The organism is Sporolactobacillus laevolacticus DSM 442 (assembly GCF_000497245.1).
GTDB classification, from domain to species: domain Bacteria; phylum Bacillota; class Bacilli; order Bacillales; family Sporolactobacillaceae; genus Sporolactobacillus; species Sporolactobacillus laevolacticus.
In genome coordinates, this window is sequence record NZ_AWTC01000002.1 from 176,122 (window position 1) to 189,368 (window position 13,247).

Here is a 13,247-nt window from a genome sequence, read left to right on the forward strand (position 1 = left end):
AACTTAATGTGGATTCTTACATACAAAAATCATTTTAAGAAAACAGGAAGCAGCTTTCACTTAAGAAATAACTGACACCGAAAAAGGGCCTGGGTGAGAAATTCTTTGTTGAAAGCTTCCCTTTTCTTTATGTATGCCCAGGAGCCGGCTTTAAGACACGCCGGCTCCTTGCGTCCATTGCTTATTTTAATCGTCTGTTTTCTTTTTGTCACCTAAGTATATCATTATTGTTGAACCTTGTTTGACCTTAATTCCCGGCTTTGGCGACTGCATGGTCACAACATTGCCGCTGCCTTCCGGCTTAAGTTTCAGGTCAAACAGTGCATTTCTCAAATCATCTTTACCCATACCCTTTAGATTCGGTACCTTTACTAACGGCTGGTCAGGCCAACGCAGTTCTTTTTCCAAACCGCCGGTCTGTTTTTTGACACCCATAGCACTCAGGCTGTCCCCAATAATCCTGCCAGCGATTGGCGCAGAAACCGTGCCGCCGAATTGAACCGTTCCTTTTGGATTATCAACCGCAACATAGACAACAATTTTCGGATTATTCGCTGGCGCAAAGCCCATAAAAGAAACAATATAGTTATTGCTCATATACCTGCCTGTTTTTGGATCGACTTTTTGCGCTGTCCCTGTTTTTCCGCCAATGCGATATCCCTGAACATAGGCGTTACGGCCGGTTCCTTGTGCAACAACACTTTCAAGGGCATTTCGAACTTCTTTTGACGTTTGTTCTGAAATAACTCGCCGTTTCATGACAGGTTCGACTCGGTTGATGGTCTTTCCTGTGTCGGTATCAATCCAAGCTTTCGCCAGCTGCGGCTGATAGAGATACCCGCCATTTACCGCCGCCGATACAGCAGCAATCTGTTGAATCGGTGTAACAGATACGCCCTGACCAAATGCAGTCGTAGCGGCTTCAAGAGGACCAATTTTGTCTTTGTTAAATAAAATGCCTTTAGCCTCTCCCTGAAGATCAATCCCTGTCTTTTCACCGAATCCAAATTTATGAATATATGAGAAAAGTTTGTCTTTCCCTACACGTTCTCCAAGCGCGACAAAACCTGGGTTGCAAGAATTCTGTACAACTTGCAGAAATGTCTCATCCCCATGTCCGCCTCTTTTCCAGCAATGAAGATTTGAGCCGGCAACATCAATCGCTCCCGAATCAAAAAAATGATCATTCTTCAGATTAACAGCTTTTTCCTGAAGTGCAGCTGCAAGCGTGATGACTTTAAACGTTGAACCCGGTTCATACATTTTCCAAATCGGCAGATTGTGATTATAAATTTCCGGTGGTACTTTTTTATAATTTTCCGGATTAAAGTCCGGTTTGGAAGACATACCGAGAATCGCCCCTGAGTTCGGATCCATAGCGATTGCCATTGCGCTGTCGGGATGGTATTTTGCAACCGTATTATTCAGTTCACGTTCGATGATCGACTGTACACGCGAGTCAATAGTCAGCTGAAGGCTCGAACCACTCGTCGGAGGAATATATTTGTCTTTGAGGCTCGACATACGGTTGCCGTGGACATCAGAGAAAAAGGCAACATGGCCATTCTCGCCTTTCAGTCCTTCATTGTAATAGGATTCAAGCCCGGTTAGTCCCTGATTGTCAATGCCTGCAAATCCAAGGACATGGGCGAGGTAGTTCCCATTTGGATAATCTCTTTTAAAGTCTTCCGCAACAAAGACGCCAGGGAGCCCTAAAGCTTTGACTTGTGACGCTTTTTCATTAGAGATTTTTCTGCCTTCGGGCGTAATGCGTACGATCGATTCTTTTTTTGTTATTTTTTCATAAGCCTTTTTTTGACTCATATTGAGTACTGAAGCAAGCTTTGCCGCAGTCTCATTTTTATTTTTCACCTGCCGGGGCACAACAAGAACCGACGGACTGCTTATATTTGTTGCAAGCACTTTTCCTCGGCTGTCTAAAATCCGGCCACGTTCTGCCTCATAAGGTATTCTGCGGCTCCATAAATCCAGTGCGATTTTGGTCAGTTGATTGTTCTCAAATAGCTGTACATAGGCCAGTCTTACGATAAAGACAGCAAATACGCAAAGCCCTACAGACAAGAAAAAAAGCAGCCGCCTTTTTACCGTTACGTTCGACACACGCACAATAAGCCCCCTCCCATCTTTCCTTGTCCTACTCATATGAGTGAACGTGGAAAAATAGAACAAGCTCTATTGTGGATTATGGATTATTCTGCTGTTGAACCGATGATGACGTACCCGCATGTGCTTGATCATTGGTTTTTTCAGCTTGTAATTGAATCGTTAGAACACTGCCAGATTTCAATGGTTGACCTGCTGCAGGGCTTTGTGAAGCAACAAAGCCGTCTCCCTTGGTAACCAGCTTTATATCTTCCATATCCGCCAGTTTCATCGTGTCGGCCAGCGACCATCCTGAAAGATCCGGCATTTTTTTCGTTCCGCCTCCAGACAGAATAACTCTGCTCCCGGCAAATAGTTTCTCGCCTGGATATGGCATTTGTTTTTCGATTGTTCCAGAACCAATCGTGATCGGAACAATCCCCTGATTCGTCAGGCTCTGAGCGGTCGCGTTCATGTCTGTTCCGGTGAAGTCTCCAAATTTAATTGACGGAAGCTCTTGTCTTACATCAGATGCACTCGCCTTCTTGTCAACCTGCAAATATTGCAATGCACTCGTCATGACAGGACGAACGATGTCAACCACTGGCTCAGCTCCTAAATCGGTAGCCTTTAAATGGGGCTGCTTGACGGCGACATAGACGATCAGTTTAGGATTCTTTTGCGGCGCCATACCGAGAAATGAGTAGACATAATTATTTTTCCCAAACATGTATTGTCCGTTCTGCGAAATTTGAGCGGTTCCTGTTTTTCCGATAACGTCGTAACCCGGTAGATCATAGGCAAGACCGGTAGCACTCGCTCCATTGACAACATTTTTATCCGTGACAACTTTACGCATGAGTGCACGAGTTTGTTCTGCCGCAGCAGCTGAAACTGGATGACCTGCCACAACAGGATGGTGCTGCAAAATTGTTTTCTTTGTTTTTGGATTGACAATTTTGTCAACCACATAGGGACGCATCATCGTTCCATTATTTCCGATCGCTGTTGCAGCCTGAACAATCTGTATCGCTGTAAATGCTGAAGCTTGTCCAAATGAAGCTTCGAGTTTGTCAAGCTTCCAATGCCAGTTGACAAGACTTGAACGTTCTCCAGGTAAATCAATTCCTGTTTTCTGCATAAAGCCAAACTTCCGAAAATAGTCGCCTAATTTATCAACGCCCAGATATTTATCTGTTAAAACGGACATACCGACGTTAGAGGATAGCTCAAAGCCTTGATCAAAAGAGATTGTCCCCCAGCCCTGACGTCTCCAGTCGTGAATTGTTCCGCCATCCGTTTTGTAATCGCCAGATGTATAGGTGTCCGATCCTTTATAAACCCCCGCGTCGATCGCCGAAGCAACCGTAAAGGTTTTCATAACGGATCCGGGTTCATAAGGCTCAGAAATCGCTGCATTGCTGAATTGTTTGATGTCGCGTTTATTTGGATTAAAGCCAGGAAGTGTGGACATGGCAAGAATTTTTCCGGTTTTTGGATCGGCCGCGATTCCGATCATATTTTCAGGCTTGTATTCTTGGTTGACTCTTGTCATCGCCTGATCCAATACCGTCTGAATACGTGTGTTGAGGGTCAGGTAGACGTCTTTTCCAGGCGATGATTTTTTGAGTTTCTGATGTTCATCAGGGATCGGCACCCCGGACAGACTCCTATAATATCTGATTGACCCGTCTTTTTCCGTCAGATAATGGTCCAAGGATTGTTCAATGCCGAACACACCTTTTTGTTGATTGTTGGCAGGATTAATTTGAGTAAACCCCAAGGTATATGCTGCACTTGACTGATCAGGATAATAGCGCTTCGATTCGGTTAGATAGCCAATTCCGGGGAGTTTCAACCGGTCGATTTCTTTTTTCTTGGCATAGCTCAACATTTTACCTTTTGTCCCGAACTCTACCTGATACGCCTTTCGATTCAGAATGTCAAGAACATCTGATGATTTCATTCCAAGAATTGGTGCTAAGGCATTAGCTGTCTTTTGCTTATCTTTCACATGATTATCGCTATTTGGACTAATAATGGCATACAATGTATAAGCGGGAACATCCTCTGCAAGAATCCGCCCATTATCCGAATAAATCGTTCCTCTTTTTTCATCGACAACCTTGTATTGCGACCATTGATTTTCCCCCACGTTAATCAGCTTATGACCATTAATCTCTTTCCCTTGAGCAATGTAGACAAAACGTCCGATAATGACAAAAAAAGTCAGCATAAAAAGAACGCCGACTAAACCTGCCCAAAAACTTATTAATCTTCTTTTTCTTTGGAACATGTGAATAAACCACCTTAAGGAAGCACCTTGATATTTTCAATGTCCAATTTCAAGCCTAATTCTTTTTCAGCAAATCTAACAATGCGTTCAGGAGAACTCAGACTATCTGAATCAGCTTTCAATTGCTGCGTGATTTTCGATTGATTGTCGATCTTCGACTGGAGGGAGGCAATATCCTGCGAAGCCATGTATAGTTTCGCCTGGTTTGCAACAACACAGAGTGACAGCAGAAAGATGACCGCCCCCGCCATGATCCAGAGGCTTTTTTCACCTTTTGTCACACGTCTGGTAATCACAATTTGCTCTTCCTGGCGCCTTGGTTCTACATACTCCTGTCTTTGTACCTTAAATGCTTGCTGACTCTGATTCATTGCTCCTCATCCTCCTTAATTTCCCTAATTTTTTCGGCGATTCTCAGTTTTGCCGAACGGGAACGATTATTCGCCGCCAATTCCTCGGGCGTCGGAACAATCGGTTTCCGGCTGATTCTCGTTAAAACCGGCATATAAGCCTCAGGCACAATCGGAAGGCCTGGTGGTAACTCAGGTGGTTCACTATATTTTTTAAAAAATTGTTTGCATAGTTTGTCTTCCAGGGACTGGAACGTGATCACTGCAATCCTGCCGCCAATATCCAGCAAACGTAACGATTGACTCAATGCTTCGTCAAAACTTCCCAGCTCATCATTTACAGCAATGCGCAATGCTTGGAATACACGTTTTGCGGGGTGTCCGCCAGTTCGTCTTGCGGGAGCAGGAATGGCGTCCTTAATGATTTCGGCGAGTTCTCCTGTTGTCTCAATGGGCTGACGCTCACGATATTGCTCAATTTTTCTTGCTATCGGTCTTGAAAACCGTTCATCGCCATACATGAAAAAAATACGTGACAGACGATCAGCCGGCCATTCGTTAACAATTGTGGCTGCAGTAAGATCTTGACGGCGATCCATTCTCATATCAAGTGGACCGTTGTGCTGATAACTGAATCCGCGATCCGCGTGATCAAATTGCGGTGAAGATACACCAAGATCAAAGAGAATGCCGTTGACCTTCTCAATACCTTGATCATGCAATTCATGCTCCAGATGACGAAAGTTAGACTTGATGAACGTTATTTTTTCAGAATACCGGTTTAGCCGGGCGGAAGCAGCACGCAGAGCTTCGTCATCTTGATCAAATGCATATAAGTGACCGCCTTCGAGGTGCGTGGCAATAACTTCACTATGTCCGCCTCCACCAAGAGTGCAGTCTACATAAATGCCATCCGGATCAAGATTCAATCCCTTTATCGCTTCATTCTTTAACACTGTAATGTGTTCAAACATAATAACCGACTCCCGTCTCGAAGAACATGCTGACAAGGCTATTTTCGATCAGTTTCACACTCATAATCAGAGATCGAGATCAAGCAAGCTCTCCGAGATGTCATTAAATGATTCTTCAGATTGTGCAAAATATTGACCCCAAGCCTGCTGATCCCATATTTCAAGGCGTGTGGAAACGCCAATGACCACACAATCTTTAATCAATTTCGCGTACTCACGGAGACCGTTGCTGATTGATACCCGCCCTTGCTTGTCCAATGCGCATTCACTGGCTCCTGAAAAGAAGAATCGAGTAAAAGCTCGTGCATCCTTCTTTGTAAAAGGCAGTGCCTTCAGCTTTTCCTCTATTCTGTGCCATTCACCCATTGGATAAACAAAAAGGCATTGATCAAGACCACGTGTAACCACGAAGGTGTCACCGAGTTCTTCGCGAAACTTTGAAGGTATGATGAGGCGCCCTTTTGTGTCTATGCTGTGATTAAATTCGCCCATAAACATTAGAGTCGCCTCCTCTTTTGTTTTACTTTACCACAATCCCCCACTTTCCACCACTTTATTTTTAATATTCGCTCCATCAAACCATCTTTCCTTCAAAAGCAGAAAAAAGGAAAGGTTTTCAAGACTATTTTTCCTATCATTTTCCTTAGAAAAACCGGACAAGCCCGGTCCTTACTCCGCACGATGTAGTGGCTAGACACTAAACATGACCACGCTCCGATTGCTCGCTTTCCGCGGGCGATCCGTGAGCCTCCTCAGACAAGCCATTACCTGCGGGGTCTCACTTGGCTCGCGATTCCCGCAGGAGTCTCGCATCTTCGCGTTTAATCGTTTACTTGATTTTGCCAAAAATCTTATATTTTCTTATCTTTGGACAAAAAAAAGCGCCCTTTATGGGCACTTTTTGCCATGCAATTAAACATGAGGAATGTCTTTTCTCGCTTGATCCACCACTTTCAGCACATCGAGCAATGATTCATAATTTCGTTTGACACCGTCATAGTCTTTTTGCAGTTTCTGATAAGCTTCGTCCAGAAGCTTATTTTCAATTCGCAAGCTTTTCAGTTGTTCGTTAATTTGCCTGGTCTCCTGAGATTCGGATCGACTTTTTAGCTGATTCAAAAAAAGAATCATCTGATCAATGATCGGTTCAGCGATGGTTGACTTGGATCGAGATTCGGGCACGTTGAGCTTCTGAGTAAATTCTTTGTCAGGCTCTCTCTGACCTATTGCTTTCTTCTTTTCTCTTTTATTTTCTTTGCGGATTACCTTTGCTTCTTTCAACTCTTTCTCATACGTTTTACGGACAGCAGAATTCCAGCGAAAACCACATGCCGCCGGAGTACGGGAAAGTAAGCCTCCCGCTTCAGCAAAGCCCGCCAATTGTGTGCTTCCTCCCCTGATATGGCGAAGAATCGTGTCCGCGAGTGTCACGTCTTCAGCGTGTGTCCACGCATCTTGTCTTATTGACGGCATCTTCTTCCCTCTTTTCTCTCAAATCCATATTTGAGCATTGCTCTTGTTTTATACTTTATGCAGTTGATAGGATCGGTAGAAGAGGTCGTGCTTTTTTCTTTCAGAGGATGTGGAAAAACAAAAAAAGAGAAGCCATTGGCTTCTCAAAAGATTCATGCATTATTTTTCAACAACTTCTTCACCTTTGTATGAGCCACATGATGGGCACACCCGGTGAGCTAATTTATATTCACCACAGTTGTCACATTTCACCATACCTGGAACGGCCAGCTTAAAATGTGTACGCCGCTTATTTTTGCGAGTAGTTGACGTTCTTCTTTTAGGTACTGCCACGGTTGACACCTCCTCGGACAATAGTTAATCGTCAAAAAACTTTTTCAGTTTTTCTAACCTTGGATCAATCTGCTGCTTCGACGTTTCCTCATTGACAAGTGTCCAGCCATTTCCGGAAAGATGTGACTCGGCACGAGCTTTTTCACTGACAACACGCATTGGCTTTTCAACCAATATAGCTTCAACAAGATAAGGGATCAGGTCGATCTGCTCGTCCTCAACACGATGAACGAAATCTCCCTCTATCTCGTTCTCATTTCCCGCCGACAGCAAAAATGTCTCTGCGGTATTGATCTGAAAGGGATAATCGACATCCTCCAAAGTTACAGCGCACGGCAACACAATCTTACCGGCCAACTGTAAATGAAAAGTAAGCGATCGTTTTGAAAATTCCACGACACCCTTAACATCAACAGGTGCTACACTTCGTATTTCAGGATCCGCGCGAAACAATTCCAGAGGCAATACAACTTCTTCGTGAAAACTCATACCCTCCTCCCTGAACTGCATCAATTCAGGAACGGACCATGATAAAGACATACTGAACCACCTCTAGACAACAAATGTTATTATAAGCCCCGCCAATCGGAATGTCAATCCGCCGCGTTGGCTACATTTAAAGATTATCACAGCTGACAAACTGTTGGCAATTTCTCTTTCTTTCGAAGAATATGATAAAATGAATGCGTTCATGATTTCGATTTCAAAAGGATGAAGCTCTAATGATTATTTCCGGAATTGTCGCTGAATATAACCCATTCCATAATGGACACCTCTACCAATTGAACGTTCTGCGTGAAACCGTGCATCCAGACGTGGTTATTGCGGTCATGAGCGGCGACTTTCTGCAGCGAGGCGAGCCCGCCATCGTTTCTAAATGGACACGAACGCAAATGGCATTGCAGTCTGGTATCGATCTCGTTGTAGAACTTCCTTATGTATTTGCGGTCGGCAAAGCAGATGTCTTTGCACGAGGAGCGATTGCCATACTTGATCAGCTTGGTGTTAATCAACTCTTTTTCAGTAGTGAATCCGGGCGAATCGAACCTTTTCTAAATACATTAACCCTTATCCACGATCATCAGGACTCATACGATGATCAGCTCAAAGCAGCACTTGATAAAGGGATAAGCTATCCAAACGCGCATGCAGCGGCATACAGACATGTCGCTCAGGAATATAAACAAGATTTGGTCGATCTCTCCCAGCCGAACAACAGCCTGGGTTTCCATTATATTAAAGCCATTTGGCAGCGGAAAAGCACTATAGTACCAATGACTGTGCAGCGTAAAGAAGCCGGACATAACGATTATAACTTTGAAACACACACTTCTATTGCAAGCGCTTCGAGCATAAGGCTGCATCTGTTACAAAATGGATCTCTAAGTGCAATTCAAAACAAAATTCCAGCCCACGTACTGGATACAATGAAAAAATCACAGGATAACAACCTCTTTGGAGATTGGGAACGTTTTTTCCCATTTCTGAAATATAAATTACTTTCTTCAAAACGAGAACGGCTGGAACAAATTTACGAAATGGAAGAAGGCATTGAATCTCGACTGATTGCCTGTATACGGAAGGCACAGACTTTCCAAGAGTTTATCTCAGCAGTTAAAACAAAGCGCTATACTTGGGCTAGGCTGCAGCGCCTCTCTGCGCATATTCTGACAGATACTTTAAAAGATGACGCAAAGATGCTAGCCGCATATGGTGAACCGGATTATGTCCGCCTACTAGGTATGAGTCAAAAAGGCCAAGCATACCTTTCTCAAATTCGCAAGAAAACATCGATCCCGTTGATTTCAAAAATAAGGACACACCGTTCAACGTTACTTGATCAAGATATTAAAGCTGCACAGCTCTATGATTACCTAACCGGACGCGATCAGCGTGTGGATGCATTCACGGAAACCAGCCACCCTCCTGTACGCTATGATGAATCAAAAAGACGCTTTATCGGAGAATCATGGTGATTATCCGAAAGCGTCTTTTTCTTTTTTTTAAATGCTTTTCAATGCTTCAGATAGTTCACTGCATCGCTGAACGTATTGACAGGTACGATCTTCATCTTTGTCCCTATTTCTTTTGCTGTTTTCTTCGCTGTCTGATATTCATGATCTGCGACCGGCGCGAAAAAAATATCAGTTCCAGATTTGCTTGCGCCGACAACCTTTTCAGAAATTCCACCGATCGGTCCAACGTCACCGTTCAATGCAATGGTCCCCGTTCCTGCAATATCTCTTCCTCGCGAAAAATTTTGTTTCGTAAGCTGATCATATATTTCCAGTGTCATCATCAGACCTGCCGAAGGGCCACCGATATTTTGTATATTAAATTTCACCGGAGGTGTAACTTCCGCTTTAACGTGGTTGTCTTGATAGATGCCGATACCCCAGCCCCTGCCCGTACCGGCGTAAGCTTTTGGAAAAGCTGCGGCTTGAACAGTTACCTTTTTGACCTGATTGTTACGGTCAATGGTTAGTTGAAAGCGATCACCAATCTTTTTTTGCTTGATCAAACGGTCCATATCTTCCATTGTTGTCACCTTATGGTTATCCATTCCAATGATCAAATCGCCAACCTTCAACACTTTGGCATTAGGCATCGATCGCATAACGCCAATAATGAGCACACCTTCTTCAAGCAATTTCGGTTTTTTCCCTGCTGCTCTATAAGCAACATAAGCAGCCGACTGTTGAGCGCTGCTCATATAATTTTCCTGGCGCAGATTATAATCCTGTTCATTTTCATCCGGCATTTTCACCTGATTTTCCTTAACCAGTGTTGTATACTTGTTGCCATCGTATTTCGCCAATAAATATTGGTAAATATTAGCCTGACCCAAATATATGTACACAAGCCTGTACGCTCCATCAATCTGATAAGCATTCTTGACCTTAATCATCCCAGACATGGATTCCGCCTTGCCCGGACGCTGCACATAGTAGGGTGTTTTGTAAAAGTTTAATGCAATCAATAGAATGGCGACAATAATAAGTGCCCATTTGATGAATTTTCGTTTCTGCACCTTGACTCACCCCTTATGCTTGTTTCTCGCTGAAGACAGTCGATATAGAGAACATTTCATAATATTCGAAGATCGCAGTATAAGTTGCCGCACTTTTTTTACACCATTTTTGATTATATGTAATCGGCTATTTTTTATTTCAGACAACGGTTGGTCTATATTCAGTCTCTACTCCGTATAGTGAAAGTAGTGGACAGGTCTTTTCAATTGTCCGAAAAATGCAGGTGAGGATAATACATGAATCGATCAAAAATTTTTACCTATTTTTTAGCGGCCGGGTCGGTCGCAACAGCATTTCTTATGGTGCGATATCCGAATGTTGCCATACAAGGCTCCATAACGGGATTGGATATTTGGTGGGATAAGGTTTTTCCTGCCTTGTTTCCCTTTTTTGTCCTTGCAGAGTTAATGATTGGCTTTGGTGTCGTAAATTTTGCAGGTATCCTTATGGAGCCGGTTATGCGGCCGATTTTTCGTCTGCCCGGTATCGGCGGTTTTGTTTTTATGATGGGCCTTGTTTCCGGTTTTCCAGCAGGGGCGCGGATAACTGCTCAACTCTACAAAGAAAAAAAGTTAAGTAAATCCGAAGCTGAGCGTCTCGCCAGTTTTACTAACTTCAGCAACCCGCTTTTTCTTTTTAGTGTTACCGCCGTAGAGTTTTTCGGACAGGCTTCACTTGGCATTCTGTTCGCACTTGCGCACTACATCGGTAATATTTGTGTTGGGCTGGTGATGCGCTTTTATGGTACACATGAAGATCAACAGAGATCGGCTTTTTCGCATCGCCTTTTAACCCATGCATTAGAAAACATGCATCAAGAACGAATCGCCCATAAAGTGCCTTTTGGGAAGAAATTAGGCGATGCTGTTATCGCATCCGTAAATACACTGCTGGCTATTGGCGGGTATATCGCATTATTCTCCATGCTCTATCAATTACTGCTTCAAATTGGTGCGATCAGTTTATTAAGTGGCGGAATGAGCGCAGCACTGAAGGCAATTGGCTTTACACCCGAGCTTGGCAGTGCCGTAATTCCTGGACTTTTCGAGTTGACCATCGGTGATCATTCTGTGGCCGAGTCATCAGCACCTTTAATTGAACGTGTTATACTCGTCAGCGGACTTCTCGGCTTTTGCGGCTTTTCCATCCAGGCTCAAGCGATGAGCATTCTCTCGCAGGCTGGACTCAGTTCAAAACCGTTTCTCATTGGCCGTTTTCTTCAAATGTTTTTTTCTTCAATAGCCGCATTTTTTCTGTTTCACTTGTTTCAAATGAGCTCGCACTCGGTAACAGAAACCGCTTTTGCTGTAGGCAGCACTTTCAAGCAACTCTCGCATCCAACATTAATCTATGGCCCTTGGATCACGTTTACTTCACTGATGCTCTTTATCTTGATCCTTCTGCGAAGAACAGGAAAAACAAAAAAATCAATAAAGTAGACGTATCATTTGCTGAATTTTTCTTTGAGCGCTTTCTCGACGGGTGCAGGCACAAGTTCATGGACCGAGCCGCCATACATGGCTGCCTCTTTCACCATGCTGGAACTGAGGAATGAATAGTGGTTGCTGGTCATCATAAAACATGTTTCGATGTTTGGGTTCAGGTTTTTATTTATTGCAGCAATCTGCAGTTCATATTCAAAATCGGAGATTGCTCTCAGCCCTCTGAGCACAACACTGACCTTTTTCTTTTGAACATAATCAACAAGCAATCCTTCAAAGGAATCTACTGTCACCGATTTCAAGTCTGCAGTTGCTTCTTTTAAAAGGGAGACCCGTTCTTCAACACTGAAAAGCGGATCTTTTCTCGAATTATTGAGAACAGCAACAATAATATGATCAAACACGCTAAGGCCGCGACGGAGAATGTCCAAATGGCCAAACGTTACCGGATCAAAACTTCCCGGATATACTGCAATACGTTCACTCAACGTTCTCACTTCCCTGATCAGACTGAAATGTAAAAATAGAGACAGCTGTCTGTCCCTGATAGGTTCGAAATTTTACACGTATCAGTTGAGGACTAAACTCATCCGGAAGCTGTACTGTCTCCTCGTGCTCAACAACAAGAACCGCTTGATCAGCAAACAGCTTTTTTGCCAATAAGGTTTCAATGTCTTGGCGTAAATGCTGCTTCGCATATGGCGGATCAAGGAAGACAAGATCGAAAACGGCTTCGTCATCACTCAGTTTCTCGAGCGCGCGCGTAGATTCAAGCTGCAAGACAGTTGCACGGCCTTCATAGCTGCAAAGCTTAATATTTTCTCGGATGATCCGGCATGCAGCACTTGCCTTGTCAACGAAAATCGCATGATCCAAGCCACGGCTCAACGCTTCAATGCCAAGACCGCCGCTTCCTCCATAGAGATCAAGTACCGTTCCGCCTTCGAAAAACGGACCGATCATATTAAAGATCGTTTCTTTGACCTTATCTGTTGTCGGCCGGGTCATCCTGCCGCTAACCGCCTTCAATTTACGTCCTTTATTTTCTCCGGAGATTACCCTCAAATTGTCTTCCTCCTACCAGAGATAGTCTTCATCATTGTGCGCCACGGCTTTTGCTTAAGTCTACTTGGTGAAGCCAAATCACAAGGGCCACAAATCAAAACGAATACTCATCTACGATTAAAAAATAGCTTGTCATGTATAGACTTCAAGTAACTCGTTAATACTAGCCTTTGGCAACA

The 13,247-nt window shown here is 43.8% G+C and carries 13 protein-coding genes; 2 read left to right on the plus strand and 11 right to left on the minus strand.

What is annotated here, in order from left to right; all coding sequences use genetic code 11:
- Positions 1-186: 186 nt before the first annotated feature.
- The 8 genes from P343_RS22540 to P343_RS22565 all read right to left on the minus strand — a co-directional run bounded on the left by P343_RS22540 (position 187) and on the right by P343_RS22565 (position 8,069).
- Positions 187-2,127, minus strand: a complete 1,941-nt coding sequence (locus P343_RS22540) for a stage V sporulation protein D (RefSeq protein ID WP_023508988.1) — start codon at positions 2,125-2,127, stop codon at positions 187-189.
- A gap of 76 nt (positions 2,128-2,203) precedes the next feature.
- Entirely contained in the window at positions 2,204-4,399 is a 2,196-nt protein-coding gene (locus P343_RS22545; RefSeq protein WP_023508989.1) for a penicillin-binding protein, read from the minus strand.
- A gap of 14 nt (positions 4,400-4,413) precedes the next feature.
- Positions 4,414-4,770: a cell division protein FtsL gene (gene ftsL / locus P343_RS22550; RefSeq protein WP_023508990.1), complete on the minus strand. Its 357-nt coding sequence runs from the start codon at positions 4,768-4,770 to the stop codon at positions 4,414-4,416.
- The gene (gene rsmH, locus P343_RS22555) at positions 4,767-5,723 is read right to left on the minus strand and encodes a 16S rRNA (cytosine(1402)-N(4))-methyltransferase RsmH (protein ID WP_023508991.1); all 957 of its coding nucleotides are present in this window, start codon (positions 5,721-5,723) and stop codon (positions 4,767-4,769) included. Before rsmH ends, ftsL begins: the two co-directional genes overlap by 4 nt.
- Positions 5,724-5,789: 66 nt before the next feature.
- Positions 5,790-6,221 carry a division/cell wall cluster transcriptional repressor MraZ gene (gene mraZ / locus P343_RS22560; protein WP_023508992.1) on the minus strand — a complete coding sequence of 144 codons (432 nt, stop codon included), beginning with the start codon at positions 6,219-6,221 and terminating at the stop codon, positions 5,790-5,792.
- Between the two features lie 414 nt (positions 6,222-6,635).
- A complete protein-coding gene (locus tag P343_RS0118480) occupies positions 6,636-7,196 on the minus strand; it encodes a hypothetical protein (protein WP_084297713.1) in 561 nt (186 codons plus the stop codon).
- Positions 7,197-7,355: 159 nt separating this feature from the next.
- Positions 7,356-7,529, minus strand: a complete 174-nt coding sequence (rpmF, locus tag P343_RS36625) for a 50S ribosomal protein L32 (RefSeq protein WP_010026240.1) — start codon at positions 7,527-7,529, stop codon at positions 7,356-7,358.
- A 24-nt stretch (positions 7,530-7,553) separates the two neighbouring features.
- Positions 7,554-8,069, minus strand: a complete 516-nt coding sequence (locus P343_RS22565; protein WP_023508993.1) for a YceD family protein — start codon at positions 8,067-8,069, stop codon at positions 7,554-7,556.
- A 182-nt stretch (positions 8,070-8,251) separates the two neighbouring features.
- Between P343_RS22565 and P343_RS22570 the strand changes: the two genes are divergently transcribed.
- Positions 8,252-9,505 carry a nucleotidyltransferase gene (locus P343_RS22570; RefSeq protein WP_023508994.1) on the plus strand — a complete coding sequence of 418 codons (1,254 nt, stop codon included), beginning with the start codon at positions 8,252-8,254 and terminating at the stop codon, positions 9,503-9,505.
- A 38-nt stretch (positions 9,506-9,543) separates the two neighbouring features.
- Here the strand turns inward: P343_RS22570 and P343_RS22575 are convergent, their stop codons facing one another.
- Positions 9,544-10,560: a SepM family pheromone-processing serine protease gene (locus P343_RS22575; RefSeq protein ID WP_023508995.1), complete on the minus strand. Its 1,017-nt coding sequence runs from the start codon at positions 10,558-10,560 to the stop codon at positions 9,544-9,546.
- 237 nt (positions 10,561-10,797) lie between these two features.
- On the opposite strand from P343_RS22575, the gene ylbJ reads away from it, so the two are divergent.
- Positions 10,798-12,000 carry a sporulation integral membrane protein YlbJ gene (gene ylbJ, locus P343_RS22580; protein ID WP_023508996.1) on the plus strand — a complete coding sequence of 401 codons (1,203 nt, stop codon included), beginning with the start codon at positions 10,798-10,800 and terminating at the stop codon, positions 11,998-12,000.
- 5 nt (positions 12,001-12,005) lie between these two features.
- Here the strand turns inward: ylbJ and coaD are convergent, their stop codons facing one another.
- A complete protein-coding gene (gene coaD, locus P343_RS22585) occupies positions 12,006-12,491 on the minus strand; it encodes a pantetheine-phosphate adenylyltransferase (protein WP_023508997.1) in 486 nt (161 codons plus the stop codon).
- Positions 12,484-13,068, minus strand: a complete 585-nt coding sequence (gene rsmD, locus P343_RS22590) for a 16S rRNA (guanine(966)-N(2))-methyltransferase RsmD (RefSeq protein WP_023508998.1) — start codon at positions 13,066-13,068, stop codon at positions 12,484-12,486. The genes coaD and rsmD overlap by 8 nt, the downstream gene beginning before the upstream one ends.
- Between the last annotated feature and the right edge of the window lie 179 nt (positions 13,069-13,247).

Excerpts from the sequence above, each read along its gene's own strand:
- P343_RS22545 (WP_023508989.1), bottom strand. The coding sequence starts at position 4,399 with ATGTTCCAAAGAAAAAGAAGATTAATAAGTTTTTGGGCAGGTTTAGTC.
- ftsL (WP_023508990.1), bottom strand. The coding sequence starts at position 4,770 with ATGAATCAGAGTCAGCAAGCATTTAAGGTACAAAGACAGGAGTATGTA.
- rsmH (WP_023508991.1), bottom strand. The coding sequence starts at position 5,723 with ATGTTTGAACACATTACAGTGTTAAAGAATGAAGCGATAAAGGGATTG.
- mraZ (WP_023508992.1), bottom strand. The coding sequence starts at position 6,221 with ATGTTTATGGGCGAATTTAATCACAGCATAGACACAAAAGGGCGCCTC.
- P343_RS0118480 (WP_084297713.1), bottom strand. The coding sequence starts at position 7,196 with ATGCCGTCAATAAGACAAGATGCGTGGACACACGCTGAAGACGTGACA.
- P343_RS22565 (WP_023508993.1), bottom strand. The coding sequence starts at position 8,069 with ATGTCTTTATCATGGTCCGTTCCTGAATTGATGCAGTTCAGGGAGGAG.
- P343_RS22570 (WP_023508994.1), top strand. The coding sequence starts at position 8,252 with ATGATTATTTCCGGAATTGTCGCTGAATATAACCCATTCCATAATGGA.
- ylbJ (WP_023508996.1), top strand. The coding sequence starts at position 10,798 with ATGAATCGATCAAAAATTTTTACCTATTTTTTAGCGGCCGGGTCGGTC.